Raw genomic sequence first — 26,812 nt, 5'->3', positions numbered from 1 at the left:
AATCGCGTCGTACTTACGCGATATTCGGAGTCCTTCGATGATCAACAAGAAAACCGCTGCCGCACTCGCCCTCCTGGCGTTGTCGGGCGCAGCGCTCAGCTTCTCTCAATCCGCCGCCGCGCAAACGGTGATCACTCAGCCGCAACCGTCGGGCGTGCTCTCGCTTTCGGCGCAATCGAGCGCGCAGGTGCCGCAGGATGTCGTCAACATCACGCTCTTCTACGAGCAGGAAGCGGCCGACCCCTCGTCGCTCACCAACACGCTCAATCAGCGCGCCGAGGCTGCGTTGCGCGAGGCGAAGGGCGTCGATGGCGTGACCGCGAAGAGCGGCTCGTTCACCGTATATCCGTCCACTGACCGCGACGGCAAGATTTCCGCGTGGCGCGGCCGCACGGAAGTCGTGCTCGAATCGCACGACTTCGCGGCAGCGTCGAAGCTCGCGGGCAAGATGAGTTCATCGATGCAGGTGGGCAGCGTCGCGTTCTCGCTGTCGCCCGAAGCGCAGCGCGCGGCCGAGCAGAAGCTCGTGTCGCAGGCCATCGATTCGTTCCGCAAGCAGGCGCAGACCGCCGCGCAAGCGTTCGGCTACAGCAATTTCACGATTCGGGAAGTGAACGTCGGGCACAGCGGAATTCAGCCGCGCCCGGTGATGATGATGCAATCGCGCGCAATGAGCGCCGACGCGAAGATGGCCGCGCCCATCGCGATGGAAGCCGGCACGACGACCGTGACCGTCGACGTGTCGGGTTCGGTGCAGATGGGGCGGTGATTACGTCCTGACAGGCTCGGGCGGCAGGCGCAGATTGCGCTTGTACGCCCAGATCATCATGATGACGCCCGCGATGATCATCGGCAGCGAAAGCCATTGGCCCATCGAGAGGCCGAGCGCGAGCAGGCCGAGATAATCGTCCGGCTCGCGCGCAAATTCCACCGTGAAGCGCGCCAGTCCATAACCGATCAGAAACAGCGCGGAAATCGCGCCCACAGGCCGCTGCTTGCGCGAGAACGTCCAGATCACGATGAACAGCACGAGCCCTTCCAGCGCGATCTCGTACAACTGCGACGGATGGCGCGGCAGCATGTGATAGCGCTGAAAAATCTCGGTGAGATGGTATTGCGCATCGAGCTGCGGATTCTTAGAAAGCCAGATGGCGTCGTCGTTCGTCGAGTTCTGGAAGAGCATCGCCCACGGCGCGCTCGGGTCCGTCACGCGGCCCCACAGCTCGCCGTTGATGAAGTTGCCGAGGCGCCCTGCCGCGAGACCGAGCGGCACCATCGGTGCGACGAAATCCGTCACTTGCAGCCACGTGCGTTTGCGCTGGAACGCGAACAGCACCATCGCGAGCGTCACGCCGAGAAAGCCGCCGTGAAACGACATGCCGCCTTCCCAGACCTTGAAGATATCGAGCGGATGCGCCGCGTAAAAGCTCGCCTTGTAGAACATCACGTAGCCCAGGCGTCCGCCGAGAATCGTGCCGAGCACGCCGTAGAACAGCATGTCGTCGATGTCCTTGACGGTCCAGCCCTGGGCCGAGACGTACGGCAGCCGCAGACGCAGCCGTCCGATGACGATGGCCGACACGAACGCCACCAGATACATGAGGCCGTACCAGCGCACGGCGAGCGGACCGAGATGAATCGCGACGGGATCGAAATTGGGATGTATGAGCATTCTGATGTGGGGAACTGAGCGACTTTCAAAGGCGAATCATACCGAACCGGCGCTTTCAGCCCGCAAACGGACGATTTCGATGAACCCGGCGAGCACCGGGCTCACTTCCGCGGCGCGCCATACCAGCCCCGTTTCCACGATCGGACCGGGACGCTGCAACGGACGATACACGACGCCCGTGCGCCGCAGATGACGCAGCGACTGCGGCACGAGCGCGACGCCCATGCCGGCGGACACGAGGCTCACGATGGTCTGCATCTGGATTGCCTCCTGCCCGATGCGTGGCGTGAGGCCGGCCGCGCCGTAGCAGCCCATGATGATGTCATGCAAACCCGGCGCGAGACGCCTTGGGAAGACCACGAGCGGCGCCGCGGCGAGATCGCGCAGATCGACGGGCGTATCCTCGTTCGAATCCAGTGCTTCCGCCTGTTTCGCGGACATCGCGATCATCAGCGGCTCGCGCGTGATCGGCACATACTCGAGCAAGCTGGCGTAGCGCGGCGGCAGCGGCGGGATCACGAGACCGGCGTCGATGCGCCCGGCGACGAGTTCTTCGATCTGCACATCGCTCGTCGCTTCCGTCAGTTGCAGACGCACGCCCGGATAGCGCGTGCCGAAATCGCGCAGCAACACGGGCAAGAGGCCGTAGTCGGCGGTGGAAACGAACGCGAGCGACAGCACGCCCGCCTCGCCGCGCGCGAGCGATTGCGCGAGCGGGCGCAGCGCGTCGGCACTGGCGAGCAGGCGCCGCACTTCCGGCAGCAGATCCTTGCCGACCGGCGTCAGTTCCACGGTCCGTTTCGTGCGCACGAAAAGCGGGACGCCGAGCGCGTCTTCCAGCGCGCGGATCGCCTGCGAGAGCGGCGGCTGCGTCATCGCGAGACGCGCGGCGGCGCGGCCGAAGTGCAACTCTTCGGCAACGGTCACGAAGTAGCGCAAAAGGCGTAGATCCATCGATATGTTTTGCGACCTTATAGACCCTGAATAATATATTGGACAGACACATCGACGAAGCTGCATTCTCTTTCGGACCAGACCAAAAAAGTCCCCCTCAGGAGCACATCATGGCCTTCAATCGCCGCTCGAAGAACATCACCCAGGGCGTCGCGCGTTCGCCCAACCGTTCGATGTATTACGCCCTCGGCTATCAGGAAGCGGACTTCGACAAACCGATGATCGGCGTCGCCAACGGACATTCCACGATCACGCCGTGCAACGCGGGCCTGCAGCGCCTCGCCGACGCCGCCGTCGAGTCGATCAAGAAGTCCGACGCCAATCCGCAGATCTTCGGCACGCCGACGATTTCCGACGGCATGTCGATGGGCACGGAAGGCATGAAGTATTCGCTCGTGTCGCGCGAAGTGATCGCGGATTGCATCGAGACCGCCGTGCAGGGCCAGTGGATGGACGGCGTCGTCGTGATCGGTGGCTGCGACAAGAACATGCCCGGCGGCATGATCGGCATGGCGCGCATGAACGTGCCGTCGATCTACGTGTACGGCGGCACCATCCGCCCCGGCAACTGGAAGGGAAAGGACCTGACGATCGTGTCTTCGTTCGAGGCGGTCGGCGAGTTCACGGCGGGCCGCATGTCGGAGGAAGATTTCAAGGGCGTCGAGAAGAACGCGTGCCCGTCCACCGGCTCGTGCGGCGGCATGTACACGGCGAACACGATGAGCTCGTCGTTCGAGGCGCTCGGCATGTCGCTGATGTATTCATCGACGATGGCGAATCCGGATCAGGAAAAGGTCGATTCCGCCGCCGAATCCGCGCGCGTGCTCGTCGAAGCGGTGAAGCAGGATCTGAAGCCGCGCGACATCATCACGAAGAAATCGATCGAGAACGCGGTCGCGCTGATCATGGCGACGGGCGGCTCGACGAATGCCGTGCTCCACTATCTGGCGATCGCGCACGCGGCGGAAGTCGAATGGAGCATCGACGACTTCGAGCGCATGCGCAAGAAAGTGCCCGTCATTTGCGATCTGAAGCCGTCGGGTCAATACGTCGCGACGGATCTGCACAAGGCCGGCGGCATCCCGCAAGTGCTGAAGATTCTGCTCGACGCGGGCCTTCTGCACGGCGACTGCATGACGATCACGGGGCGCACCATCGCAGAAGAGCTGAAGGACGTACCTTCGAAGCCGCGCGCCGATCAGAAGGTCATCTTCCCGATCGCGCAGGCGCTGTACAAGCAAGGGCATCTGGCGATCCTGCGCGGCAATCTCGCGGAAGACGGCGCGGTCGCGAAGATCACAGGGCTCAAGAATCCGGTCATCAGCGGCCCGGCGCGCGTGTTTGACGACGAGCAAAGCGCCATGGACGCGATTCTCTCCGACAAGATCAAGGCCGGCGACATTCTCGTGCTCCGCTATCTCGGCCCGCAAGGCGGACCGGGCATGCCGGAAATGCTCGCGCCGACATCGGCGATCATCGGCAAGGGGCTGGGCGAATCGGTCGGGTTCATCACCGACGGGCGCTTCTCGGGCGGCACGTGGGGCATGGTGGTCGGCCATGTCGCGCCGGAAGCGTTCGCTGGCGGCACGATCGCGCTCGTGCAGGAAGGCGATTCGATCACCATCGACGCGCACAAGCTGCTGCTGCAATTGAATGTCGATGACGCCGAGCTGGCGCGCCGACGCGCCGCGTGGAAGAAGCCCGCGCCGAAGTACACGCGCGGCGTGCTGGCGAAGTTCGCGGCGCTCGCGCTGCCGGCGAATCGTGGTGCGGTGACGGGTTAATTTGAACAGGTGTTGATGAAAAAAGGGGCGCACGCTGCGCCCCTTTTTTCGTTTCGCGCGCGCCTTACTCGCCGCGCTGACGACGCAATTCCTTCTCCACCGCCTCGCGCACCCACTCGCTCATGCGGCCTTCGAGCGCCATCGCGACTTCGCGCGTGATCGCGGAGACGAGCTGCGTCGAATGATCGCGCAGCACTTCGCGGCAACGCTCTTCGATCAGCGCGCGCGCGTCGCCCGTCAGAAAGTTCGTGAAACGGCCGCGCAGTCCTTCTGCAATCTGCTCCGAGTCGTATTCGATCGCTGCATTGATCGACGGCGCGCGCGCGTATTCCGGCTTGCCGGGCACGACGACATCGGTCAGAACGGGTATGGATGGATCGAAGGATTCGGGCTTGTCGGTCATTTTGGTGGTCTCCTCTGTGTAAGCGGAGCTTAGTGCAGCGGGAACGCGTGATCTGTACGCTCAACCGCCCTGTTTGTGCGTTTCGATCACGTAGCCGCGATCGCGGTAGAAGCGATAGCGCTCGCGGCCCGCGGCGAGCTCATCGCCCTCGCTGCCGACGATCTCCACCAGACGCTCGAAGCGCGCGAACTGCGCGGACACCGGCGCGCCGAGGTTCACGAGCACGTGATGATGCGGCGCTTCGTCGAGATTCGACGTGAGCACCACCGGCGTCTCCCCCGCGAGCGGGCTCTTCGCGGTGCAATGCGGGATAAATTCGAGCGGCTCGAAAGTCCACAGTTGTTCGTCGAACGCCGCGAGCCGTTTCGGTTCCGCAAGCACGACGACCGGCTTGCCGCTCGCGTATGCCTTGCGCGCGAGGCGGCAGGCGTAAGCGAGCGGATCGCCGACGTTCGTATGAAAGTCGATGCGCGTCATGCTGCCGTTACGCGCCGGCGCGATCGATCAGGAACTGCGACAGCAACGGCACGGGACGGCCCGTCGCGCCCTTCGCCGCGCCGCTCTTCCACGCGGTCCCGGCGATGTCCAGATGCGCCCACGGATAGTTCGTCGCGAAGCGCGACAGGAAGCACGCCGCCGTCACGCTGCCCGCCGGCCGTCCGCCGATGTTCGCGACATCCGCGAAATTCGACTTGAGCTGATCCTGATACTCGTCGTCGAGCGGCAGGCGCCAGGCCGGATCGACGGCCTCGCGCGAGGCGTCGAGCAGTTCGCCCGCGAGTGCGTCGTCCTTGGAAAAGAGACCGGTGTTGTGATGACCGAGCGCGATGATGCACGCGCCGGTCAAGGTGGCGATATCCACCACGGCCGCGGGCTTGAAGCGCTCGGCGTAGGTCAGGGCGTCGCACAGGATGAGGCGCCCTTCCGCGTCCGTGTTCAGCACTTCGATGGTCGTGCCGTTCATCGCCGTGATGATGTCGCCCGGCTTCACCGCGTTGCCCGCGGGCATGTTCTCGCAGGTCGGAATCACGCCGATGACATTGAGCTTGAGGCCCATTTCAGCCACCGCGCGCATCGTGCCGAAGACCGAGCCCGCGCCGCACATGTCGTATTTCATCTCGTCCATCGCCTCGCCCGGCTTGATCGAGATGCCGCCCGAGTCGAACGTGATGCCCTTGCCCACCAGCACGATCGGCGCGTTCTTGCCTTTGCTCTTGCTCGATTCGGCGCCCGCGCCCTGGTACTGCATGACGATGAATTGCGGCGGCTCGACCGAGCCCCTCGCGACCGACAGGAACGAGCCCATGCCGAGCGCCTCGATCTGCTTCTGGCCGAGCACTTCGACTTTCAGCTTGAAGTCGCGGCCGAGCTTCTTCGCGGTCTGGCCGAGATAGGTCGGCGTGCAGACGTTCGGCGGCAGATTGCCGAGATCGCGCGTGAGATCCATGCCGTTCGAGATCGCGACGCCCTGCTTCATCGCGACCTTCGCGGCTTTCTCATCGGCGGAATCGATGCTGAATACGACTTTCTTCAACGAGCGCGCGCCGTTGTCGGGCTTGCTCTTCATCTGCGTGAATTTGTAGGTCAGCTCGCGCAGCGCGAGAATCGCGGCGCGCACGCCCCAGTCGCCGGTGCGTTCCTGGATCGGCAATTGCGCTAGCGTGAAAGTGGCCTGGCCGATCTTCGAGCCGAGCACCACGCGCCACGCGGCGCGCACGGCTTCGCCATAGGCTTTCTGATTGAAGGCGTCCTGCTTGCCGAGGCCGACGAGCAAAACACGCGATGCGCCGATGCCGGTGACTTCGGGCACCATCAGCGTCGTGCCTGCGCGGCCGCTCATGTCGCCGGCTTTCACGACGCGCGAGATCAGGCCTTTGGTTGCGACATCCATGTCGCGCGCGGCGCCCGTGAGCGTCTGCGCTTCGAAGATGCCGAGCACGATGACATCCGACTTTCCGGTAAGGAAACCATTTGCCTCGCCTTTGCTCCAATCACAGGCTTTTATGCTAAAGTCCATCGCGCTTATCCTCGGATAAAATCTTGGCTGAAGGATGAAAGCCGCAATTATCCGCTATTTTTTCCGCGGCGGTCACAGGCGCGAAACGAGGATGAGCTAACGCCTTCCCGTTTGCCAGAGGTGCGCGCAAGATTTCCGCATCCCCGCCGGCTCTAAGCTAACCAAATGATCTTCGAACGCTCCCTGCAGCGCGAACTCGCGTATACGGCCGGCGCCGTATTCATGGTGCTGCTCACGATCATGTTGACGACGATGATGATCCGCATCGTCGGCTTCGCGGCGCAAGGTCAGATCGACCCGAAAGACGTCGTCGTGCTGATCGGCCTCACCGTCATCGGCTATCTCGCGGTCATGCTGATCGTGACGCTGTTCGTCTCCATTCTCTTCGTGCTCACGCGCTGGTATCGCGACTCGGAAATGGTCGTCTGGCTCGCGTCGGGCGTGAGTCAGACGCAGCTCATCAAGCCGGTCGCCGTGTTCGCCACGCCGATCATCATTCTCATCATGTTCTTCGCGTTCGTCGGCTGGCCGTGGTCGAATCAGCAGAGCAAACTCATCAAGGCGCGCTTTCAGCAGCGCGATGAAGTGTCGCTGCTGGCGCCCGGGCAATTCCGCGAATCGCCGTCGAGCCATCGCGTTTTCTTTATCGAGAAGATGTCGCCGGACCAGGCCCAGGTGCAGAACGTGTTCGTGACGAGCACGGAAGGCGGCAAGGTCAGCGTGATCGTCTCGCAGACCGGACACACCGAAGCGCGCGAGAACGGCGACCGCTTCATCGTGCTCGACAACGGCCGCCGCTATGACGGCGAGCCGGGCCAGCCGAACTTCCGCATCATGGAGTTCGAGCGCTATGGTGTGAAGATTCTGAATCATCAGGTCGTCAATACGCCCACCACGACGGGCATTTCCACGCCTGACCTGCTCGCCAGTCCGACCAAGGAGAATCTCGCGGAATTCGCCTGGCGCGCGGGACTGCCGCTCATCGCAATCAATCTGATGCTGCTCGCCATTCCGCTTTCGTATCAGAACCCGCGCCGCAGCCGCACCATCAATCTCGTGATGGCCGTGCTGATCTATCTCACCTACTCGAATCTGCTGAACGTCGTGCAGTCGTGGATCGAGCAGGGCAAGCTGTCGTTCGGCTTGGGGCTCGTAGGGTTGCACGTGATCGTGGGCGCGCTCGTCGCGTTCATCTTCTGGCTGCGGGTGCGCAACCGGCCGCTTTTCAGGCTCTCGTCGCTGACGAGTTCGAAGGGGGCCTGACGCAATGCGCATTTTCGAACGATATTTCGCGCGCCAGATCTATCTCGCGTTCATCTTCATCTTGTTCGCGTTTTCGGGCCTGTTCTTCTTCTTCGATCTCATCAACGAGCTGAACACGGTCGGTCACGGCAACTACAAATTCACGCTCGCGATACTGCGCGTCGGGTTGCAGACGCCTTCACGCTTCTACGAAATCATTCCGGTCGCCGCGCTCATTTCGGCCATCTATGTGTTCGCACAGATGGCCGCGGCCTCCGAATTCACGATTTTCCGCGTGTCGGGGCTTTCGACCGGCGCCGCGCTGCGCTCGCTGCTGAAGATCGGCGTTCCGCTCGTGCTCATCACGTACATCATCGGCGAGGTGGTCGGGCCTTATACGGATCAACTGTCCGAGCGCGTGCGGCTGGAGGCGCTGGGGTCGTCGGTGTCGTCGAACTTTCAGTCGGGCGTGTGGGTGAAAGACACGCTGACCGCGAAGGAAAACGGCGAGCAGGTCACGCGCTTCGTCAACGTGGGCACGCTCAATCCCGACACGACGATCGCCAACGTGCGCATCTACGAGTTCGATTCGAAGTTCCGTCTGACCAACGTGCGCATCGCGAAGAGCGGCGTGTACGAACCGCCGGGGCACTGGAAGCTCACGGGCGTGACCGACACGCAGCTGAACGACGCGCCGCCGCAGGCCGTGAATCCCGGCGATACGCTGAACCCGGTGTATCGCGCGACGCAGACGACGCTGCCCGAATATTCGTTGCGCTCGGAGTTGACGCCGCAAATTCTGTCGGTGCTGCTGGTGTCCCCGGATCGCATGTCGATGTTCAATCTGTTCCGCTATATCCAGCATCTGACGGAAAATCATCAGGACACGCAGCGTTATCAGATCGCATTCTGGCGCAAGATTCTTTATCCGTTCGCGGTGTTCGTGATGCTGATTCTGTCGCTGCCGTTCGCCTACCTGCATACGCGCGCGGGCGTGGTCGGCGTGAAGGTTTTCGGCGGCATCATGATCGGCATGAGCTTCCAGTTGGTGAACACGCTGTTCTCGCACATCGGCAACCTGAACACGTGGCCCGCGCCGATCACCGCGGCGGCGCCCGCCCTCGCCTATCTGGCGATCGGGCTGATCGGGCTGAAGTGGGTCGAGCGGCACTGACGTTTCCTCGAAGGAGCGTGCGATGAGCAAGCACGGCATCATCCTGTTCGGCCACGGCGCGCGCGATCCGCGCTGGGCCGAGCCGTTCGAGCGGCTTGCTTCCAAGCTGCGTGCTCAGCGCGGCGATCCGGTTTCGCTGGCGTTTCTCGAATTGATGTCGCCGGATTTGCCTTCGGCGGTGGCTGTTCAGGTTGATGACGGCTGCGATGCCATCACCGTCGTGCCTGTGTTCTTCGGGCAAGGCGGGCATGTAAGGCGCGACTTGCCCGAAATCGTCGACAAATGCCGGGCGAATCATCCGGGGGTGCGTATCGATTGCGCGACGGCGGTTGGCGAGGATGAGGCGGTGTTGGATGCTGTGGCGGGGTATTGTTTGAGGGAGACGAATCCTTAAAGCCTAGGCCGTTCGGCCGATATCGCCACTTCCAATTCGCGTCCTATAATGGCTATACAACTCTGTATAGCCATAAGGTCTGGGATGAATCTACTTATTTCGAAATGGGGCAACAGCCTCGCCGTGCGTATCCCGGCGGACTTGCTTCGACACACAGGTCTCTCCGAAGGTGATCAAGTTCAAGTGAGTCTCACTGTCGACGGTGGGCTTTCGCTTCGCCCGGCAAAGTGGGATCGCCGCGCATTCGCGAAGGAACTTGCCAAGACGCGCGATGCCATGCCGATGACCGAGTCCGTCATGGATGAGCTACGAGGCGGAGCGCGCTATTAATGATGTACGTGGACACGAGCGTCCTTGTCGCGCTTTGCGTGCGAGAACCGAAGAGCGAGGCTGCGGCGAACTGGTACGAGTCCTGTGAGGACGAACTCATTTCGGGGGTCTGGTGCGTGACGGAGTTCGCGAGCGCTTTGAGCCTCAAGCGGCGCACCGGACAGATATCCGAGGAGCAATCCGCGTCTGCCTGGCAAGACTTCGAGCGCCTGTGTGCGACCGACCTCCAACTCACGCCGATCGAACCGCCCGTGTTCCATCAAGCTGCGGTTTTGTCGCTCGACACGTCCATCGGGTTGCGCGCGGGAGACGCATTGCATCTGGCGATTGCCCTCGACTGCAAGGCTCACGCGATGGTGACACTGGACGCCGCGCTGGCGCGCGCGGCAAGCATGAAAAGCATCGATTCCATCGACATCTGAGCCACGACCGCCCAAACAAAAAGCGCACCTTCCGGTGCGCTTTCGTTCTTCCGCCGCTTCGGGAAACGCCCTCAAGCCGCCGCCTGCATCCCCTTCAAATGCACCTTCAGCTTCGCGGCCGACGCCCGCTCGCGAAACGCCTCCCCGATCATCAGCAAACTCGGCTGCGACGGATCCAGCCATTCCTGCGCCTCGCCCAACGCCATGCGCGCGAGCGTCAACGTCAGCGTGCGCTCACGCGGTGTGCTACACGCTTCGACGATCGCCACCGGCGTCGAGCCCGGACGCCCCGCGTCGATCAATTGCTGCGCGATATCCGGCGCGCTGTCCCGCCCCATATAGAACACGAGCGAATCCGCCTTCGCCTGCTCGCGGATCTCGTCGCTGTGAACGGCGCGGGAATGCGTCGCCAGCGCGACGCTGCGCGACACGCCGCGCAAGGTCAGCGAGCGCTTCAGCGTCGCGGCACTGGCCAAAGCCGCCGTGATGCCCGGCACCACCTCATACTCGATGCCCGCCGCTTCCAGCGCACGCATTTCCTCGTCCGCGCGGCCGAAGAGCATCGGATCGCCGCCCTTCAGACGCACGACGACGCCATGTTCCAGCGCCGCATCGACGATCTGCTTGTTGATGAAGTGCTGGGCCGTCGAGCGCTGGCCGCAGCGCTTGCCTACCGCGATCTTCTTCGCGTTCGGCGCGTACTCCAGCATGGCCGGTTCGATCAGCGCATCGTGCAGCACGACGTCGGCCTGTTCGAGCAAGCGCATGCCGCGCACGGTGATGAGATCCGCCGCGCCTGGCCCCGCTCCGATCAAATAGACCTTGCCCATATCGTTCATCCGTCAGTTAGCCAGAAATCGCACGAATCATACCGGCCGCGACCGTGTGATGCGTCGCTTCGTCGATCAGCACGAACGCGCCGGTGCCCTGATGCGTATCGTACTCGTCTGCGACGATCGGTTTCTGCAACGTGAGCGCCACGCGGCCGATATCGTTCATCGCGAGCGTGCTGCGATCGACGGAATGCGACAACGTGTGCACGTCCAGCACCTGCTTCACCGCGCCGACGCGCGCGAACACCGTGTTCGTCGTCTGCTTCAGCAGATATTTGCGCTGCGGCGAGAGCGGCTCTTCGTCGAACCAGCAGATGTCGGCTTCGAGCTTCTTCGTCGGCTCGACCTTTTGCGTCGCCGGAACGAACGTGTCGCCGCGCGAGACGTCGACGTCTTCCGTCAGGCGAATCGTCACCGTCTGGCCCGCGAACGCGCGATCCACCGGCGCCACGCCGCCCGGCACCGGCGCGATGATCTCGGCGACCGTCGCTTCACGGCCCGCCGGCTGCACGAGGAGCGCATCGCCGACGCGCACTTCGCCCGCTTCGACTCGGCCCATGTAGCCGCGGAAATCGTCGGCCTGCGAGCCATCCTGACGCGCGACCCATTGCACCGGGAAACGCAGCGCCTGATCGTTCGGCTGCGCGACCGGCAGCGACTCCAGCAGATCGAGCAGCGGCTCGCCCGCGTACCAGGGCATGCGCTCGCTCGCCGTGACGATATTGTCGCCCTTCAGCGCCGACACCGGCACGAAACGCACGTTCGACAAACCGAGCTGACGCGCGAGCGTGACATACGAATCGCGAATCTCGTTGAAGCGCGCCTCGCTGTAATCGGCCAGATCCATCTTGTTGATCGCGACGATCACATGTTGCAGGCCGAGCAGCTTGACGATCGCGCTGTGGCGCTTCGTCTGCGGCAGCAGTTGCGCGACGCCGTCTTCGAACGTGACGCGCGTTGCGTCGACGAGAATGATCGCCGCATGCGCCGTCGATGCGCCCGTGACCATGTTGCGCGTGTACTGCTCGTGGCCCGGCGTATCGGCGATGATGAACTTGCGCTTCGCCGTCGCGAAGTAGCGATACGCGACGTCGATCGTGATGCCCTGTTCGCGCTCGGCTTCGAGGCCGTCGGTGAGCAGCGACAGGTCGATTTCATCGCCGACCGTGCGCTTGTTCTTCGCGCGCGAGATCGCGGACAACTGGTCCGACAGAACCGCCTTGCTGTCGTACAGCAGACGGCCGATCAGCGTGCTCTTGCCGTCATCGACGGAACCCGCGGTGATGAAGCGCAGCACGCCCAGGTCTTCAGCTTGATAGATGCTCATGTTGGTTGATTCCTTTGGGCGTTGCTTAGAAATAGCCTTGCTTCTTGCGCTGTTCCATCGCGGCTTCGGAAGCCTGATCGTCCATGCGCGTGGCGCCGCGTTCCGTGATTTCCGTCACGGCCGTTTCCGCGATGATCTTCTCGACGTCATCGGCATCGCTTGCGACGGGGCACGTGCAGCTGATATCGCCGACCGTACGGAAGCGCACCTGCGCGATCTCGGCGGTCTCGCCTTCGCGCACCGGCGTGAGCGGCGTCACCGGCACGAGCAGACCGTTGCGGCGCACGATTTCGCGATCGTGCGCGTAGTAGATGTTCGGCAACTCGAGCTTCTCGCGCGCGATGTATTGCCACACGTCGAGCTCGGTCCAGTTCGAGATCGGGAACACGCGCAAGTGTTCACCTGCGTGCAGACGCGCGTTGTAGATGCTCCACAGTTCGGGGCGCTGCGCCTTCGGATCCCACTGGCCGAATTCATCGCGGAACGAGAAGATGCGCTCTTTCGCGCGGGCCTTCTCTTCGTCGCGCCGCGCGCCGCCGATCATCGCCGTGTAGCCGTACTCCTCGATGGTTTCGAGCAGCGTCACCGCTTGCGCTGCGTTGCGCGAATCCGTCTCGCGGCGCAGACGCACAGTACCCTTTTTGATCGAATCCTCGACATGACCGACGACCAGTTCCGCGCCGATTTCCGCCGCGCGGCGGTCGCGGAACTCGATCACTTCCTGGAAGTTGTGGCCGGTGTCGATATGCACGAGCGGAAACGGCAACGTCGTCTTGCGGTTGCCGCCGAGGCCGAACGCCTTGAGCGCGAGCGCCAGCACGACCACCGAATCCTTGCCGCCCGAGAACAGGAGCGCGGGCTTGCTGCATTCCGCGACGAGTTCGCGAATGATGTGGATCGACTCGGCTTCGAGCCAATCCAGGTGATCCATGCGCGTCGCCTTGTTGACGACGGGTGCGGTGACGGTAGAGTCGAGCGTCGTGCTCATGTTCGTCGATCCTTTTTTATGCAGCGTCATGCAGGTTCCATGTGACGATGCGTTCAATGACAGGGTTTTGATGCAGCGGCGTCTTTTGCGCCTCAGATCGTCGAGCTCGGGGCTTCTTCGACGATCTTGATGTTCGTGATGTGCAGGCCGCATTCCTTCGTGTCGCGCGATTCCCACCACCAGCGGCCGGCCCGGCTGTCTTCGCCAGGGCGCACCGCGCGCGTACACGGCTCGCAGCCGATGCTCGGATAACCGCGCGCATGCAGCGGATTCACCGGCACGTCGAACGCTTTCAGATAATCCCAGACATCGGTTTCGGTCCAGTCCGCGAGCGGATTGAACTTGGCGATGCCACGCGGCTCATCGTGCTCTTCCTCGTGCAGCTCGGCGCGCGTCACCGACTGCTCGCGGCGCTGGCCCGTGACCCACGCGGAAACGTCCGACAGTGCACGGTTGAGCGGCTCGACCTTGCGGATATGGCAGCAGCTCTTGCGCAGGTCGATGCTCTCGTAGAACGCGTTGAGACCGTGATCGCGCACGTAGGCATCGACCGCATCTTGCTGCGGCAGGAACTGCTCGATGTCGTAGCCGTAGCGCGCTTTCACGGTGTCGAGCATGCCGAGTGTTTCCGCATGCAGGCGACCCGTGTTCAACGAGAAGATGCCGATCGCAACGGAGCGCGAGAGAATGGCGTGCGTCAGAACCATGTCTTCGGCGGCGAGACTGCTGGCTAGCTTGACGCTCTGATGACGCGCCGCGATCGAATCGAGCAGTGCGTCCAGGCGTTCAACCTTGGCTTGCAATTCAGGCGTCATACATCAGGCTCCGAGCGCGGCGATCAACGCAGCGCGACGACGGAACAGCGGCTCCGGATTGTCGGTCGCGCCCTGATACAGATTGGTGAACTCAGTGAAGGCGTTCAGCGCGTCGTTGATGTCCTTGTCGGCGCGCACCGCGAACGCATCGAAGCCGCAACGCGCATGGAACGCGACCTGATCGCGCAGCACGTCGCCGATCGCGCGCAGTTCGCCCGTCCACTGGTAACGCTCGCGCAAGAGACGGCCGATGGAGAAGCCGCGGCCATCGCGGAACACGGGGAAATCGACCGCGATCACGGAAAGCGAACCGAAGTCCGGCACGAGATCGGCGGGTTCGTCATCCGGCGCGAGCCACACGCCGATGTCGTCCCTCGAACGCGATGCAATGATCGCCGCCTTGTGCTCCTTCCACAGCGCAAACGGCACGATGATCTTGCCGCCGGGCAGCGCATCGACGGCCGGCAGTGCGCCGTCTTCGGCTGCACGCACCACGTTGAAACTGTCTTCGACGATCGCGCGGTTCTTGATAATCAACGTCATCTGAATTCCTTTAAGCGTGTGCCTGGCGCGATGCGTACACGCGCTCCTTGAACGGCGCGATGCCGATGCGGCCGAACGTCTCGATGAAGCGCTCGTCTTCGATGCGGTTATCGACGAAGGTATCGATCACTTGCGAGATCACATCCGGCATTTCGTCCGCCGAGAACGACGGGCCGATCACCTTGCCGAGATGCGCGCCAGTCGCGCCCGAGCTTTGCTCGCCGCCGAGCGTCACCTGATACCACTCGGAGCCGTCCTTATCGACGCCCAGAATGCCGATGTTGCCGACGTGGTGATGACCGCACGCGTTGATGCAGCCCGAGATGTTCAGCGACAGGTCGCCCAGGTCGTGCACGTAATCGAGATCGTTGAAGCGGTCCTGAATGGCCAGCGCGATCGGGATCGACTTCGCATTCGCGAGCGAGCAGAAATCGCCGCCCGGGCACGCGATGATGTCCGTCAGCAAGCCGATGTTCGCCGTCGCGAAACCCAGCGCCTTCGCGCGTTCCCACACCGTGTAGAGATCGCGCTTCTTCACGTTCGCGAGAATCAGGTTCTGCTCGTGCGAAACGCGGATCTCGCCAAAGGAGAACTCGTCGGCCAGCGTGGCGACGTCGTCCATCTGCTTGTCGGTGGCGTCGCCCGGCGCGATTTCGCGCGGCTTGAGCGACAGCGTCACCGAAGCGTAGCCCGCCACCTTGTGCGGGCGCACGTTGCGCTCGACCCAGCGCGCGAACGGCTTGCTGTCGATCAGATGCTTTTCATAGGACGCGTCGGTGTCCGCGAGCTTTTCGTAAGCGGGCGGCGCGAAGAACTTCGACACGCGATCGACTTCGTCCTGCGTGATCGTCGACGGGCCGTCCTTCAGATGCTGCCACTCTTCCTCGACCTGCTTGCTGAACTTCTCCGCGGACAGCGCCTTCACGAGAATCTTGATGCGCGCCTTGTACATGTTGTCGCGACGGCCATAGCGGTTGTACACGCGCAGCACGGCTTCGCAATAGGTGATCAGGTGCTGCCACGGCAGATCGCGCTTGATGATCGCGCCGACGATCGGCGTGCGGCCGAGACCGCCGCCCGCGAGAATGTCCATCACGACTTCGCCCTGCTCGTTCTTGCGGAGATACACGCCCATGTCGTGGATCTGCACGGCCGCGCGGTCTTCCGCCGAGCCGTTCACCGCGATCTTGAACTTGCGCGGCAGCCATGCGAACTCGGGGTGGAACGTCGACCATTGACGCAGGATTTCCGCCCACGGACGCGGATCGACCACTTCATCGGGCGCGACGCCCGCGAACTGATCGGCCGTGATGTTGCGGATGCAGTTGCCCGACGTCTGGATCGCATGCATCTGCACCGAAGCCAGCTTGCGCAGGATTTCCGGCGTCTCTTCGAGCTCGACCCAATTGAACTGGATGTTGGTGCGCGTCGAGAAGTGGCCGTAGCCGCGGTCGTGCTCGCGCGCGATGGTCGCGAGCATACGCAACTGGTCGCTGCGCAGATGGCCGTAAGGAATCGCGATGCGGTGCATGTACGCGTGGCGCTGATAGTACAAGCCGTTTTGCAGACGCAGCGGACGGAATTCTTCTTCGCTCAACTCGCCCGACAGACGGCGGCGGACCTGGTCGGCGTACTGCGCGACACGTTCGTCGACGATGCGTTGGTCGATCTGATCGTATTGGTACATTCGGGGGCCCCAAGTTCTTGTAAAAAACGCGGCGTCCTAGGTTACGTCGCGTGTCTCATCCATCGAATATCCATTGAGTCCCTGCGCCGCCAGCCGTTCAGACGGAACCGTCATTTGCTTATGACGAATGGAGCTATGGATATTGGAAAAGTTGGACTGATAGTAAATAACCTGCTATATATTGCAAACGACTGAAAAATTACTTTGATATGCGGCTGAGTTATATATGAACCTGCATCAGTTCCGCTTCGTGCGCGAGGCCGTCCGGCAGAACTTCAATCTGACGGAAGCCGCGAAGGCACTGTATACATCGCAGCCGGGCGTCTCGAAGGCGATCATCGAGCTCGAGGACGAACTGGGCGTCGAAATCTTCACGCGTCACGGCAAACGCGTGCGATCGCTCACGGAGCCGGGACGGATCATTCTCGCGTCTGTCGAGAAGATATTGCAGGAAGTGGAGAGTCTGAAGCGCGTCGGTAAGGATTACGCCGCGCAGGATCAGGGCAATCTCGTCATCGCGGCGACGCATACGCAAGCGCGCTATTCATTGCCGGCCGCCATTGCGGAATTCAAGAAGCGTTTCCCGAAAGTCCACCTTTCGATTCTGCAAGGCAGCCCGACGCAGGTCGCCGAGATGGTCATCCACGATCAGGCGGACATCGCGATCGCGACGGAGGCGATCGCCAACTATAAGGAACTGGTGTCGCTGCCCTGCTTCCAGTGGCAACACCTCGCCGTGATGCTGCCGGATCATCCGCTGCTGGAGCGCAAGGTCCTCACGCTCGACGACCTCGCGCAATATCCGATCATCACGTACGAGGCGTCGTTTGCCGGGCGCACGAAGATCAACCAGGCGTTCGCGCTGCGCAATCTGACGCCGGACATCGTGCTCGAAGCCATCGACGCCGACGTGATCAAGACTTACGTCGAGCTCGGACTGGGCATCGGCATCATGGCGGACATCGCGTTCAATCCGGAGCGCGACAAACATCTTCGCGCGATGTCGGTCGGGCATCTGTTCGGCACGAACGTGACGCGCCTCGCGCTGAAACAGGGCGCGTATCTGCGCAGCTATGTGTATACGCTCGTCGAACTGCTTTCGCCGTCGCTGAACCGCAAGCTGATCGAGCAGGCGCTTTCCGGCGGGCACGAGAGCTACGAGCTTTGAAATCGGCGGCGCCTGCTGCCTCAATAAAAGAAAACCCTCCTGGAGACCTTTCCGATGACGTTGTCGAAGTTCACGCGCCGGCTCGTGGCCGGCGTCGCCCTGTCTGTCTTTGCCGCCGCCGCGCACGCGCAACTGAAAGTCGGCATCGATCTGTCGAGCACCGGGCCTGCCGCGGCAATCGGCATCACCAGCAAGAACGCGATGCTCATGTGGCCGAAGACCATCGCCGGGCAGAACGCGGAGTACATCATCCTCGACGACGGCTCGGACCCGGGCGCGGCCGTGCGCAATATCCGCAAGCTCATCAGCGAGGATCATGTCGACGTGATCGTCGGGCCGAACATCACGCCGGCGGCGCTCGCCGCGCTCGATCCCGTCGCCGAATCCGAAACGCCGATGATCACGCTGATCGGCTCGGCATCGGTCGTGGAGCCGCAGGAAGGCAAGAAGGTCTGGGCGTTCAAGATGGCGCAAACCGACCGCGCGATGGCCGACGTGATGACGCGCTACATGGCGAATCACGGTGTGAAGACGGTGGGCTTCATCGGCTTCGCGGATAGCTACGGCGATAGCTGGCTGAACGAATTCACCAAGTTCGCCGATCTTCGGCATATCAGGATCGTCGCGAGCGAGCGCTTCAACCGGACCGATGCGAGCGTCACCGGCCAGATTCTCAAACTGATGGCGGCGAAGCCGGATGCGGTGCTGATAGCGGGCGCGGGCACGCCGACGGTGCTGCCGCAACGCACGCTCGTCGAGCGCGGTTACAAGGGCGCGATCTATCAGACGCACGGTATCGCGACGCCAGAATTCATCAAGCTGGGCGGCAAGGACGTGGAAGGCACGCTCTTCCCGACGCAGCCCGTGGTCGTCGCGCGCACGCTGCCGGCGGATCATCCGTCGAAGAAGGCGGCGCTCGCGTTCGTGAATGCTTACGAGGAGAAGTACGGCAAGGGCACGGTGACGCAGTTCGCCGGCGATGCGGCCGGCGTGTATCCGCGTCTGCAAGATGCCGTGGCGCGCGCCCTGAAGGCCGGCCAGCCCGGCACGAAGGCGTTCCGCGTGGCGCTGCGCACGGAGCTGGAGCACGCGCATGAACTCGTCGTGCCGAACGGGGTGGTGAATACGAGCGCGACCGACCACGTGGGCCTGGATCAGCGCGCGAGCGTGATGGGCGTGATCAGGAACGGGCAGTTCACCTATCTCGCCCAGTAATTTCCGAGCTTTTTGAATCGACAGCGCCGCTGCTTGCCGGCGACGGTGTTTTCGGTCATAATCGCCGACTCGATTGGTGCGTTGCTGAAGTTTCCGTGCGAACCAATCCAGGCCCAGGTGGTGAAATTGGTAGACGCAGGGGACTCAAAATCCCCCGCCGCAAGGCGTGCCGGTTCGATTCCGGCCCTGGGCACCAGGATTTTTCGAAAAAGCCGCTCCCCGTGAGCGGCTTTTTTGCGTTTGGCGGATCTCTTCGTAGCGTCGTTCAAGGCCTCGCTTAGCCGAGAACTCAGCGTTCCGCGCATTCAATCAGCGCCCGGACGCTGTTCGGCTTCGTCGCCCGACGCCTCTTCAACGCGCGTCCAAAACCAGTCCACCGCGGGTGGTATAACGAATTTGGCAAACGCGCACGCCAGCACGACAGGCCAATACTCTCTAAAGAATCCCAGCACGAAATTCAGCATGTTTCCGTCCTCGCCTTGCTTTCATTCAACCCGATTGAAAATACGTAGTACAACAAAGAGTCCCGTAGCGGATGCAAAGGCAAAATCTCTCTGACATCCTGACTAAACGACGCGACAAGCAAGTATATCCACAGAAGCAAGCCAATCAGAGAGGCGAAAATTCCCATATTCGCGATAAACGTCGCTCGTCTGATTCGTTGTCCCGATGCCCATGAAAACTTGCCCGGCAGGATTGTCAGCGCCATGTTGAGGCTGACGCTGGACGCCACCAGCGAAATCGGAAAGAAGTCATCCCGCCCGGGCTGTTTCAGCGCCACGCGCAAGATATATTCGATCGCGCCCATGAAGAGCGGCAGTCCGACGATCAACTGCCGCGCAGTCGTCTCGAAGCCATTCGATTGCATCGCCATCATCCTTTGATACCTGACGACACTGAATGTCGCCGATGACGACACGTGCCGGAAGTCGTCCGAATGGCCACATTCACTTCATCACCCGAATGTGCGCCATCGCGTAGACGCACTTCGCCACGCCGGCAAAAATCGGCCACCATCGGCATTCGAAATCCCGGCGCGCGGAGCATCACGGGATTGCTCGTTCGCGCAGCGCCCGCATTCCGGGTTGCTCAGGACTTGCGATGTCGAGAGCCGCTCACGCGACGCGTCGGGCCATAACTCCAAGAAGGGTGCGACATGAATCGACCTGAATACTCGCTGTCGCTCGACGCCGTGATCTGCCGCCGCTGCAGCACGGTTTCTCCGATCGAGGAATCTCACTGCCCGTCGTGCGGGGCCGACCGTCAGGGCGCGATTTTCACGAGCAACGCCGATGCAACCGCGGCCGCGCCCATGCCCGCGCCGCTCGACATTCTCGATCTGAGCGACAGTGGCTGGTTGCAGCGCCTCGTGCGCCGCAAGATGCTGACGACTTATCCGAACTTCGTCGAGCCGGGCGATCTGCCAGACGCGCAGCAGCGCAAGCCCGCGCGCACGGGCATCGCGATGCTGGTGGGCAGCGTGGTCGCGAGCATCGCGGCCGGCGGATATTTCTATTCGACGCTGGACGGCAATATCGCTCCGCCGACCGCGGAGCCCGGCATCAGCGTGGCTGGCCCGGTCCACGACGGCGCGCCCGCCGCAGAGCAAGCACGGCATGCCGCGTCGATCCGACCCAGAGCAGAGTCGACGACCGCGCAGACCGTCGCGCCCGCTTCGGCCGAAGTGTCGAAGGCGAGTCGCGCACCCGAGCAGCAGGCGTCAGCAGCGCGCTCGACGATTCAAGCCGCGCCGCCTCCGTCGCGCACCGAGGCTCAGGTCGCGCCGGCGGTGTCCGCTGCGCCGGCGAACGTGCCTGCGCACGACAGCGCGCCATCGGTGGCGATCGTAGTGACCAAGCCCGCGCCGGTCACGACGACGAGCGTAGCGGCTTCGACGGGCGCTTCCGTCGTTGCCGCCGCGCCGTCGATCAAACCGGCGGCGCCGGTCATCGCATCGGCACAGAAGACCGAAGCGCGCGAAATCGCGACGCCTCCCGTCGCAGCGAAGCCGATGACGCAAGCGCCCACGGTCGTATCGGCACAGAAGCCGACGCCCGAAAGCGCAACGCCGGCGATGGCAAAACCGGTGACCCCAGCGCCCGCCGCCGCAACGGCACAAAAGCCGGAACCGCTTGCAAAACCGGTGACGCCAGCGCCCGCCGCCGCAACGGCACAAAAGCCGGAACCGCTTGCAAAGCCGATGACGCCAGCGCCCGCCGTCGCATCGGCACAAAAGCCGGAACCACTTGCAAAGCCGATGACGCAATCGCCCGCCATCGCATCGGTACAAAAGCCGGAACCGATTGCAAAACCGATGACGCCAGCCCCCGCCATCGCCTCGCAGCAGACGGCCGCCAAAGGCAAGCCGACGACCGCTGCGCTCGAAAAGCCCGCCGCGCCCGCGCCTATCGCGGAGCCGCTTCCCGCAGCCGTCGCGCACAGCATCGCGGCAGTCCAGCAAGCCCTCGCGAGCCGCGATCTCACGTCCGCGCGCCGTCACATGCGCGGCCTCTATGCGAGCCTGCCGCGCAGTCCGGAAATCCAGCAGCTTGCAGCCGATTTGTCGCGTCAGGAACGCGCGCGCGACAGCGCGATGGCAAGCGCGCGCTCATGCACCGCCAACAGGGACGCCGCCTGCGCATTGCGCCATGCGCGCCGCGCTGTGGCGCTCGACCCGCGCAACGCGCAGGCGCAGTCGACGCTGCGCCGCGCGCTCGCCGTGCAAAACGAGACCAACACCGAATACTTCCGTCAAGCCAGCGCGATACCGCAGCCGACCCTCCCGGCGATGACCTTCGACGGCCGCTGGAGCGCCGGCCCACGACACGGCGCGACGTCCGGCAGCAACGAAGCATCGAACTTCACGTTCTTCGGCTGGGGCGTGCCGGTCATCTCCAAAGGCCGCGGCGAGGCGCACTGAAGCACATCGAAACAACTTGCCGGTTGCGAACGGAATAAGCCCTCCCGCCTATCCGTTTAAAGGTGACGAACGAACTGAGGGTGCGCTGCACCCGAGGAGTCACCATCATGCAAACCGGATTGTGGAGCCGTCTCGTCGCTTGTGCGGCCGTAGTCGTGTCCTTGACGGGGCTCGTCTCGTGCGGCGGCGGCTCGGACAACAGCATGCCCGCGGCGACGCGCTTCAAGATGTCGATCGTCGTATCGGACGGCGCCGTCCCCGCGCCGCACACGGACTCGAACCTGAAGAACAGCTGGGGCGTCGCGTTCAACCCGAACGGCTTCGTCTGGGTCGCCAACAACGGCACGCAGACGGCCACGCTCTATGACGGCAACGGCGTCGTGCAGTCGCTCGTCGTGTCGATTCCGCCGTCCGCGGCGGGCCCCGCGAATCCGACCGGCATCGTCTTCAACAAGGGGTCGGACCTCACGCTCGCTCGCAACGGCAAGTCCGGCGTGGCGGCGTTCCTCTTCGCGGGCGAAGGCGGCTCAATCACCGCGTGGGCACCCGCGGTCGATACGACGCATGCGTTCACCGTCGTCGATTCGAGCGCGTCGGGCGCGATCTACAAGGGGCTCGCGATCGCGGCGATCGCATCGGGCGGCCATCGCCTGTATGCGACCGACTTCCACAACAACAAAATCGACGTGTTCGACGGCACGTTCACGAAGATCGCCGTGCCCGGCGGCTTCAGGGATACGCAGATTCCCGCGGGCTTCGCGCCCTTCGGCATCCAGGCGATCGGCTCGAAGATCTACGTGACCTACGCGAAGCAGGACAGCGACGCCGAGGATGACGTGGCGGGCGCGGGCCAGGGCTTCGTCGACGTATTCGATATCGACGGCAATCTCATGCTGCGCCTCGCGCCGAACGGGCCGTTGAATGCGCCGTGGGGCGTCGCGCAGGCGCCGGCCAACTTCGGCACCTTCAGCAACTTCATTCTCGTCGGCAATTTCGGCGACGGCACCATCAACGCGTTCGATCCGAACACCGGGGCGTTCGTCGGCCAGTTGATGAACACGGACGGCACGCCGCTCGTACAGCGCGGCCTGTGGGGCATCGCGTTCGGCAACAACCTGAGCGCGCAGCCCTCCAACACGCTCTTCTTCGCCGCCGGGCCGAACGACGAGGCCGATGGCGTGTACGGCCGCATCGACATGCAGTGAAGCACGCGCCGCCTTCCCTGGGCGATGACGCCGGCTCGGACGCCTCCTTGTCCGGCTGCGCATCGCCAGCCTGCGCGCCGTCCGTTGTCTGGACGGCGCTTTTTTGTCCCCGGCGAGCGAACGGCTCGCGAGCGCCTGCCAAAAGCGCGGCTTGCTAGAATGCGCGCTTCAACTCCGCTCATCCGATGGACCTCGAAACCCTCCTCTTCTCCCAAGGCTTCGGGTCGCGCCGCCAGTGCCGCGGTATCGTCGCCGAAGGCCGCGTGCGCATCGACGGCGAAGCGCGCGACGATCCGCACGCCGATTTTTCCGTCGCGCCCGGCCTCGCATTCGAAGTCGACGATCATCTCTGGACGTATCGCGAGAAGGCGTATATCGCGCTCAACAAGCCGCCGGGCTACGAATGCTCGCGCGATCCGCAGCATCATCTGAGCGTGTTCCATCTGCTGCCGCCGCAGTTGGCCGAGCGCGGCGTGCAAGCCGTTGGCCGGCTCGATCAGGACACGACCGGCCTTCTCCTGCTCTCCGACGACGGCGCGTTCGTTCACGCGTTCACGTCGCCCAGGCGCAAGGTGTCAAAGGTTTATCTCGCGACCGTCAAACATCCGCTCGACGACGGACAACTCGCGAAACTGCGCGAAGGCGTGCTGCTGCACGGCGAAACGAAGTCGAGCGCCGCGCTCGCCGCGGTGCAGCGCGACGAACGGCTGCTGGAACTCACCGTGCTCGAAGGCAAATACCACCAGGTGAAGCGCATGGTCGCGGCCGCCGGCAATCGCGTCGAAAAGCTGCATCGCGAGAAGGTTGGCGGTTACGCGTTGCCCGACACACTAGCCGAAGGCGCCTGGCGCTGGCTCGATGAAGCCGATCTCGCCGCCCTGCGTGGCGAAGCCGACAAGACGCCGTAACGCGCTGCGCGCGCGTCGTCGCTGATAGCGGCGCTCATTGAACATGCAAATCCGTGAAAGCCCCTAAATCCGGGCGCTGCGGCGCAGCATGCCTTCCGTCAGCCGCCCTCATATACTGGTCTAACGGATACCAAAGAATGACTATCAAAAAAGCAGGAGGGCATCATGGTCTCCCACTCGACCGTCGCGCTGGTTGCGTTCGTCGCACTGAGCGTTGTCCTCATCGGCGTGCTGGCTGCCGTCATGCACGCGCGTCATAAGTATTCGCCTAATCTCATCGGCGCATTGATCGGCGCGCTGATGTGCTTCATCCTGCTCGAAACGATCCCCGCGCTGATCTAGCGCCGCGCGTTGGTGCTCAGGAAATCGTCGACCGTCGGATGGCGCAGCACGTAGCCCAGTTCGCGCTTCAGGCGCGCGTTGGAAAGCCGTCGCGATTCACGCATGAATGACAGCGTGATCGGCTCGAGACGCGTTTGCGCTTCTTCCCGCGTGATGCGCGGCACGCGCGGCAAGCCGTACGCATCGGCCACGCGATCGAAATAATCCGCCATGCGCAGATCGGTATCGTCCGATGCGTTGATCGCGCGCTGCGGACGCCCCCGCCGGAGCGCGCGCACGAGGATCGCGGCAAGGTCGTCGGCGTGAATGTGATTGGTGTAAACATCGTCGGATTCGACGAGCGCCGGCAGCGCCCGCTCGATGCGCGCGATCGGCAAGCGATTGCCCGCGTAGATGCCCGGAATGCGCGCAATCGATACCCGCCAGCCGCTCCCTACGCCCGCCGCGCGCAACTGTTTTTCCGCCGACACACGCCGCCGCGCGCGCTCGTTCTCCGGCCGCGCGGGCCGCGTTTCGTCGATCCACGCGCCGCCGCAATCGCCGTAGACGCCCGTCGTGCTCGCATAGACGAAGCGCAGGCCGGGGCGGAAGCTCGCCGCGCGAATGCTGGTCGAGAAAGGACCGTCGGGTACAATGAAAGACGTTTTTGCAAACGAACCCGGGCGTTGGCCGGGCCGTTTCAGAGGCGCGCGCGACGCATCGCGCAGCGCGTGGCGTACGCGCAGATCCGCGGCACGCATGTAGCCGCGAGCCAGCCGCTGCGCCATGACCGGCGTTTGCGCCGGACGGGCTGCCGAGCGATGCCGGGCGCGCAACGTGGCGATCAGCGCGCGCGTGCGGCTGTCTACTGCGCCATCGCGCGGCGGTGGCGCGAGATGCAGCACGTTCCGCGCAACACCGGCAAGACGCCGCAAGCTCGCGCGCGCATCGAGATCGCCGGGAATGGGCGTTGCGCCCGCCGCACGCAACGCGCTCGCGCGCTCCGGATGATGCGTGAGCGCGATGACGCGAGGCGCCGCGGCGCGCGCCTGGAAGAGCGGCAGCGCGCGCATGCCGACATCGCCGCATCCGACGATCAGCACGCGCGCGCGGCGCAGGATTCGAGTGGCGATCATGCCGGTCATTGTATCCGCCGCTTCGGAGAGCGCGCTCGGACGCATCGAGAGACACATTCACCCCATTGCACGACATCGATCTATGGCTTTTAACGTAACGCTCCGGCAAAGCGGCCGGCAGTTTCAAGTGGAACCCGACGAACCGGTGCTGACCGCCGCGTTGCGCCAGGGCATCGGCCTGCCGTATGGCTGCAAGAACGGCGCATGCGGCTCCTGCAAGGGCGCTGTCGTGAGCGGCGAAGTCGAGCAGGCGCCGCATTCGTCGTCCGCGCTATCGAACGATGAAAAAACGCGCGGCCTGGCCCTCTTCTGCTGCGCGACCGCGCAGACCGACCTCCAGATCGACGTGCGTGAAGTCGCGGGCGTCGGCGACGTGCAGGTCAAGAAGCTGCCGTGCCGCGTGAACGCGCTGGAACGCAAGGCCGACGACGTCATCGAGCTGAAGCTGCAGTTGCCCGCCAACGAGCGCCTGCAATATTACGCCGGGCAGTACATCGAATTCATTCTGAAAGACGGCAAGCGCCGCAGCTATTCGATGGCGAGCCCGCCGCATCACGAAGGTCCGCTCGAGCTGCATATCCGTCACATGCCGGGCGGCACGTTCACGGATCACGTGTTCGGCGCGATGAAAGAGCGCGACATCCTGCGCTTCGAAGGCCCGCTCGGCACGTTCTTCCTGCGCGACGAATCGGAGAAGCCCATCGTGCTGCTCGCGTCGGGCACGGGCTTCGCACCGATCAAGGCGATCATCGAGCATGCGGTGTTCAAGAATCTGAACCGCCCGATGACGCTGTACTGGGGCGGCCGCCGCGCCAAGGATCTGTACATGATGGATCTCGCCGCACAATGGGCGAAGGACATTCCGAATTTCAGCTTCGTGCCCGTGCTGTCCGAGCCCGATGCAAGCGACAACTGGACGGGCCGCACGGGCTTCGTTCATCGGGCTGTCATCGAAGATCTGCCAGACTTGAGCGGCTATCAGGTGTACGCATGCGGCGCGCCCGTGATGGTCGAATCCGCGCAGCGCGACTTCACGCAGCATCATCGGTTGCCGGAAGACGAGTTCTACGCCGATTCGTTCACGAGCGCCGCCGATCTCGCGCATCCGGTCTGACGCGGCACGCACCGTGCGCGCGGAAAAAAGTCCGCGTGCCCGGTTTACATGCAGGAACGTCATAACGTATCCTTCGCGAATGATCCGAATCCTGAACGCACTTCGACGTCGCCGCTCGCCGCTTCCCTAGGGATGCCGCTGGCTCGTCACGCACTTGCGCTCGAAGATTCGGTTTGTCGACGCGCATGAAATGAAGCCACGGAAATCCGTGGCTTTTGTTTTTTTCACCGCCCCTCTTCT

The 26,812-nt window shown here is 63.4% G+C and carries 28 protein-coding genes and 1 tRNA gene; 15 read left to right on the top strand and 14 right to left on the bottom strand.

Annotated elements, in window-relative coordinates; translation table 11 throughout:
- Positions 1-37: 37 nt before the first annotated feature.
- Positions 38-769 (top strand): SIMPL domain-containing protein, encoded by a 732-nt coding sequence (locus AWB74_RS03360; protein WP_087038825.1) that lies wholly within the window; start codon positions 38-40, stop codon positions 767-769.
- On the opposite strand, the gene lgt is transcribed toward AWB74_RS03360, so the two are convergent.
- Entirely contained in the window at positions 770-1,672 is a 903-nt protein-coding gene (gene lgt / locus AWB74_RS03355; protein ID WP_061145370.1) for a prolipoprotein diacylglyceryl transferase, read from the bottom strand.
- Positions 1,673-1,708: 36 nt separating this feature from the next.
- On the bottom strand, positions 1,709-2,626 hold the full coding sequence (locus tag AWB74_RS03350; RefSeq protein ID WP_061145369.1) for a LysR family transcriptional regulator: 918 nt from the start codon (positions 2,624-2,626) through the stop codon (positions 1,709-1,711).
- Positions 2,627-2,736: 110 nt separating this feature from the next.
- Between AWB74_RS03350 and ilvD the strand changes: the two genes are divergently transcribed.
- Positions 2,737-4,410, top strand: a complete 1,674-nt coding sequence (ilvD, locus tag AWB74_RS03345) for a dihydroxy-acid dehydratase (RefSeq protein ID WP_061145368.1) — start codon at positions 2,737-2,739, stop codon at positions 4,408-4,410.
- Between the two features lie 64 nt (positions 4,411-4,474).
- Here ilvD and AWB74_RS03340 read toward each other — a convergent pair whose 3' ends face one another.
- From AWB74_RS03340 to AWB74_RS03330, 3 genes are read right to left on the bottom strand one after another with little or no spacing between them, the layout of a single operon-like run.
- Positions 4,475-4,813, bottom strand: coding sequence for a DUF2486 family protein (locus AWB74_RS03340; protein WP_061125997.1), 339 nt, complete (start codon positions 4,811-4,813; stop codon positions 4,475-4,477).
- 60 nt (positions 4,814-4,873) lie between these two features.
- A complete protein-coding gene (locus AWB74_RS03335) occupies positions 4,874-5,290 on the bottom strand; it encodes a DNA polymerase III subunit chi (RefSeq protein ID WP_061145367.1) in 417 nt (138 codons plus the stop codon).
- 7 nt (positions 5,291-5,297) lie between these two features.
- Positions 5,298-6,830: a leucyl aminopeptidase gene (locus AWB74_RS03330; RefSeq protein WP_061145366.1), complete on the bottom strand. Its 1,533-nt coding sequence runs from the start codon at positions 6,828-6,830 to the stop codon at positions 5,298-5,300.
- A 165-nt stretch (positions 6,831-6,995) separates the two neighbouring features.
- Between AWB74_RS03330 and lptF the strand changes: the two genes are divergently transcribed.
- Genes lptF through AWB74_RS03305 form a run of 5 tightly spaced genes read left to right on the top strand, consistent with a single transcriptional unit; the run spans position 6,996 to position 10,392 of the window.
- The gene (lptF, locus tag AWB74_RS03325; RefSeq protein WP_061145365.1) at positions 6,996-8,093 is read left to right on the top strand and encodes an LPS export ABC transporter permease LptF; all 1,098 of its coding nucleotides are present in this window, start codon (positions 6,996-6,998) and stop codon (positions 8,091-8,093) included.
- A 4-nt stretch (positions 8,094-8,097) separates the two neighbouring features.
- The gene (lptG, locus tag AWB74_RS03320) at positions 8,098-9,246 is read left to right on the top strand and encodes an LPS export ABC transporter permease LptG (protein WP_061145364.1); all 1,149 of its coding nucleotides are present in this window, start codon (positions 8,098-8,100) and stop codon (positions 9,244-9,246) included.
- A gap of 22 nt (positions 9,247-9,268) precedes the next feature.
- The gene (locus tag AWB74_RS03315; RefSeq protein ID WP_061145363.1) at positions 9,269-9,640 is read left to right on the top strand and encodes a sirohydrochlorin chelatase; all 372 of its coding nucleotides are present in this window, start codon (positions 9,269-9,271) and stop codon (positions 9,638-9,640) included.
- Between the two features lie 48 nt (positions 9,641-9,688).
- Entirely contained in the window at positions 9,689-9,970 is a 282-nt protein-coding gene (locus tag AWB74_RS03310; protein ID WP_327361188.1) for an AbrB/MazE/SpoVT family DNA-binding domain-containing protein, read from the top strand.
- Entirely contained in the window at positions 9,970-10,392 is a 423-nt protein-coding gene (locus AWB74_RS03305; protein WP_061145362.1) for a type II toxin-antitoxin system VapC family toxin, read from the top strand. Before AWB74_RS03310 ends, AWB74_RS03305 begins: the two co-directional genes overlap by 1 nt.
- Before the next feature lie 71 nt (positions 10,393-10,463).
- Here the strand turns inward: AWB74_RS03305 and cobA are convergent, their stop codons facing one another.
- The 6 genes from cobA to AWB74_RS03275 all read right to left on the bottom strand — a co-directional run bounded on the left by cobA (position 10,464) and on the right by AWB74_RS03275 (position 16,585).
- A complete protein-coding gene (cobA, locus tag AWB74_RS03300) occupies positions 10,464-11,222 on the bottom strand; it encodes a uroporphyrinogen-III C-methyltransferase (protein ID WP_061145582.1) in 759 nt (252 codons plus the stop codon).
- Between the two features lie 16 nt (positions 11,223-11,238).
- Entirely contained in the window at positions 11,239-12,552 is a 1,314-nt protein-coding gene (locus tag AWB74_RS03295; protein WP_061145361.1) for a sulfate adenylyltransferase subunit 1, read from the bottom strand.
- A 25-nt stretch (positions 12,553-12,577) separates the two neighbouring features.
- Positions 12,578-13,540 (bottom strand): sulfate adenylyltransferase subunit CysD, encoded by a 963-nt coding sequence (gene cysD / locus AWB74_RS03290; protein ID WP_061145581.1) that lies wholly within the window; start codon positions 13,538-13,540, stop codon positions 12,578-12,580.
- Positions 13,541-13,632: 92 nt separating this feature from the next.
- Positions 13,633-14,355: a phosphoadenylyl-sulfate reductase gene (locus tag AWB74_RS03285; protein WP_061145360.1), complete on the bottom strand. Its 723-nt coding sequence runs from the start codon at positions 14,353-14,355 to the stop codon at positions 13,633-13,635.
- A gap of 3 nt (positions 14,356-14,358) precedes the next feature.
- On the bottom strand, positions 14,359-14,898 hold the full coding sequence (locus AWB74_RS03280; protein WP_061145359.1) for a DUF934 domain-containing protein: 540 nt from the start codon (positions 14,896-14,898) through the stop codon (positions 14,359-14,361).
- 10 nt (positions 14,899-14,908) lie between these two features.
- On the bottom strand, positions 14,909-16,585 hold the full coding sequence (locus AWB74_RS03275; protein ID WP_061145358.1) for a nitrite/sulfite reductase: 1,677 nt from the start codon (positions 16,583-16,585) through the stop codon (positions 14,909-14,911).
- 226 nt (positions 16,586-16,811) lie between these two features.
- Between AWB74_RS03275 and AWB74_RS03270 the strand changes: the two genes are divergently transcribed.
- From AWB74_RS03270 to AWB74_RS03260, 3 genes are all read left to right on the top strand, one after another.
- A complete protein-coding gene (locus tag AWB74_RS03270) occupies positions 16,812-17,753 on the top strand; it encodes a CysB family HTH-type transcriptional regulator (RefSeq protein ID WP_061145357.1) in 942 nt (313 codons plus the stop codon).
- 54 nt (positions 17,754-17,807) lie between these two features.
- Positions 17,808-18,968, top strand: coding sequence for an ABC transporter substrate-binding protein (locus AWB74_RS03265; RefSeq protein WP_061145356.1), 1,161 nt, complete (start codon positions 17,808-17,810; stop codon positions 18,966-18,968).
- Between the two features lie 111 nt (positions 18,969-19,079).
- Positions 19,080-19,164 (top strand) — tRNA-Leu (locus tag AWB74_RS03260).
- Positions 19,165-19,273: 109 nt separating this feature from the next.
- Here the strand turns inward: AWB74_RS03260 and AWB74_RS46350 are convergent.
- Positions 19,274-19,432 carry a hypothetical protein gene (locus AWB74_RS46350; protein WP_160110227.1) on the bottom strand — a complete coding sequence of 53 codons (159 nt, stop codon included), beginning with the start codon at positions 19,430-19,432 and terminating at the stop codon, positions 19,274-19,276.
- The gene (locus AWB74_RS03255; RefSeq protein ID WP_235024469.1) at positions 19,426-19,836 is read right to left on the bottom strand and encodes a hypothetical protein; all 411 of its coding nucleotides are present in this window, start codon (positions 19,834-19,836) and stop codon (positions 19,426-19,428) included. Before AWB74_RS03255 ends, AWB74_RS46350 begins: the two co-directional genes overlap by 7 nt.
- 288 nt (positions 19,837-20,124) lie before the next feature.
- On the opposite strand from AWB74_RS03255, the gene AWB74_RS03250 reads away from it, so the two are divergent.
- The 4 genes from AWB74_RS03250 (at position 20,125) to AWB74_RS46825 (ending at position 24,343) form a co-directional block, all read left to right on the top strand.
- Entirely contained in the window at positions 20,125-21,888 is a 1,764-nt protein-coding gene (locus AWB74_RS03250) for a hypothetical protein (protein WP_061145354.1), read from the top strand.
- Positions 21,889-21,995: 107 nt separating this feature from the next.
- Complete coding sequence (locus AWB74_RS03245; RefSeq protein WP_061145353.1) at positions 21,996-23,093, top strand: TIGR03118 family protein; 1,098 nt, start codon at positions 21,996-21,998, stop codon at positions 23,091-23,093.
- Between the two features lie 185 nt (positions 23,094-23,278).
- A complete protein-coding gene (locus AWB74_RS03240; RefSeq protein ID WP_061145352.1) occupies positions 23,279-24,001 on the top strand; it encodes a pseudouridine synthase in 723 nt (240 codons plus the stop codon).
- 165 nt (positions 24,002-24,166) lie between these two features.
- A complete protein-coding gene (locus tag AWB74_RS46825; RefSeq protein ID WP_200821916.1) occupies positions 24,167-24,343 on the top strand; it encodes a hypothetical protein in 177 nt (58 codons plus the stop codon).
- On the opposite strand, the gene AWB74_RS03235 is transcribed toward AWB74_RS46825, so the two are convergent.
- Positions 24,340-25,458 (bottom strand): NAD-dependent epimerase/dehydratase family protein, encoded by a 1,119-nt coding sequence (locus AWB74_RS03235; RefSeq protein ID WP_061145580.1) that lies wholly within the window; start codon positions 25,456-25,458, stop codon positions 24,340-24,342. The two genes, AWB74_RS46825 and AWB74_RS03235, sit on opposite strands and share 4 nt — an antisense overlap.
- 82 nt (positions 25,459-25,540) lie before the next feature.
- Between AWB74_RS03235 and AWB74_RS03230 the strand changes: the two genes are divergently transcribed.
- The gene (locus tag AWB74_RS03230; protein WP_061145351.1) at positions 25,541-26,572 is read left to right on the top strand and encodes a CDP-6-deoxy-delta-3,4-glucoseen reductase; all 1,032 of its coding nucleotides are present in this window, start codon (positions 25,541-25,543) and stop codon (positions 26,570-26,572) included.
- The last annotated feature ends 240 nt before the right edge of the window (positions 26,573-26,812 follow it).

This window comes from Caballeronia arvi (assembly GCF_001544695.2).
Taxonomy (GTDB): domain Bacteria; phylum Pseudomonadota; class Gammaproteobacteria; order Burkholderiales; family Burkholderiaceae; genus Caballeronia; species Caballeronia arvi.
Note: the sequence above shows the minus strand (reverse complement) of the source record. Positions and strands in the feature narration are given on the sequence as shown.

Coding starts and splice junctions, on each gene's coding strand:
- AWB74_RS03360 (WP_087038825.1), top strand. CDS start 38: ATGATCAACAAGAAAACCGCTGCCGCACTCGCCCTCCTGGCGTTGTCG.
- lgt (WP_061145370.1), bottom strand. CDS start 1,672: ATGCTCATACATCCCAATTTCGATCCCGTCGCGATTCATCTCGGTCCG.
- AWB74_RS03350 (WP_061145369.1), bottom strand. CDS start 2,626: ATGGATCTACGCCTTTTGCGCTACTTCGTGACCGTTGCCGAAGAGTTG.
- ilvD (WP_061145368.1), top strand. CDS start 2,737: ATGGCCTTCAATCGCCGCTCGAAGAACATCACCCAGGGCGTCGCGCGT.
- AWB74_RS03340 (WP_061125997.1), bottom strand. CDS start 4,813: ATGACCGACAAGCCCGAATCCTTCGATCCATCCATACCCGTTCTGACC.
- AWB74_RS03335 (WP_061145367.1), bottom strand. CDS start 5,290: ATGACGCGCATCGACTTTCATACGAACGTCGGCGATCCGCTCGCTTAC.
- AWB74_RS03330 (WP_061145366.1), bottom strand. CDS start 6,830: ATGGACTTTAGCATAAAAGCCTGTGATTGGAGCAAAGGCGAGGCAAAT.
- lptF (WP_061145365.1), top strand. CDS start 6,996: ATGATCTTCGAACGCTCCCTGCAGCGCGAACTCGCGTATACGGCCGGC.
- lptG (WP_061145364.1), top strand. CDS start 8,098: ATGCGCATTTTCGAACGATATTTCGCGCGCCAGATCTATCTCGCGTTC.
- AWB74_RS03315 (WP_061145363.1), top strand. CDS start 9,269: ATGAGCAAGCACGGCATCATCCTGTTCGGCCACGGCGCGCGCGATCCG.
- AWB74_RS03310 (WP_327361188.1), top strand. CDS start 9,689: ATGGCTATACAACTCTGTATAGCCATAAGGTCTGGGATGAATCTACTT.
- AWB74_RS03305 (WP_061145362.1), top strand. CDS start 9,970: ATGATGTACGTGGACACGAGCGTCCTTGTCGCGCTTTGCGTGCGAGAA.
- cobA (WP_061145582.1), bottom strand. CDS start 11,222: ATGGGCAAGGTCTATTTGATCGGAGCGGGGCCAGGCGCGGCGGATCTC.
- AWB74_RS03295 (WP_061145361.1), bottom strand. CDS start 12,552: ATGAGCATCTATCAAGCTGAAGACCTGGGCGTGCTGCGCTTCATCACC.
- cysD (WP_061145581.1), bottom strand. CDS start 13,540: ATGAGCACGACGCTCGACTCTACCGTCACCGCACCCGTCGTCAACAAG.
- AWB74_RS03285 (WP_061145360.1), bottom strand. CDS start 14,355: ATGACGCCTGAATTGCAAGCCAAGGTTGAACGCCTGGACGCACTGCTC.
- AWB74_RS03280 (WP_061145359.1), bottom strand. CDS start 14,898: ATGACGTTGATTATCAAGAACCGCGCGATCGTCGAAGACAGTTTCAAC.
- AWB74_RS03275 (WP_061145358.1), bottom strand. CDS start 16,585: ATGTACCAATACGATCAGATCGACCAACGCATCGTCGACGAACGTGTC.
- AWB74_RS03270 (WP_061145357.1), top strand. CDS start 16,812: ATGAACCTGCATCAGTTCCGCTTCGTGCGCGAGGCCGTCCGGCAGAAC.
- AWB74_RS03265 (WP_061145356.1), top strand. CDS start 17,808: ATGACGTTGTCGAAGTTCACGCGCCGGCTCGTGGCCGGCGTCGCCCTG.
- AWB74_RS46350 (WP_160110227.1), bottom strand. CDS start 19,432: ATGCTGAATTTCGTGCTGGGATTCTTTAGAGAGTATTGGCCTGTCGTG.
- AWB74_RS03255 (WP_235024469.1), bottom strand. CDS start 19,836: ATGCAATCGAATGGCTTCGAGACGACTGCGCGGCAGTTGATCGTCGGA.
- AWB74_RS03250 (WP_061145354.1), top strand. CDS start 20,125: ATGAATCGACCTGAATACTCGCTGTCGCTCGACGCCGTGATCTGCCGC.
- AWB74_RS03245 (WP_061145353.1), top strand. CDS start 21,996: ATGCAAACCGGATTGTGGAGCCGTCTCGTCGCTTGTGCGGCCGTAGTC.
- AWB74_RS03240 (WP_061145352.1), top strand. CDS start 23,279: ATGGACCTCGAAACCCTCCTCTTCTCCCAAGGCTTCGGGTCGCGCCGC.
- AWB74_RS46825 (WP_200821916.1), top strand. CDS start 24,167: ATGGTCTCCCACTCGACCGTCGCGCTGGTTGCGTTCGTCGCACTGAGC.
- AWB74_RS03235 (WP_061145580.1), bottom strand. CDS start 25,458: ATGATCGCCACTCGAATCCTGCGCCGCGCGCGCGTGCTGATCGTCGGA.
- AWB74_RS03230 (WP_061145351.1), top strand. CDS start 25,541: ATGGCTTTTAACGTAACGCTCCGGCAAAGCGGCCGGCAGTTTCAAGTG.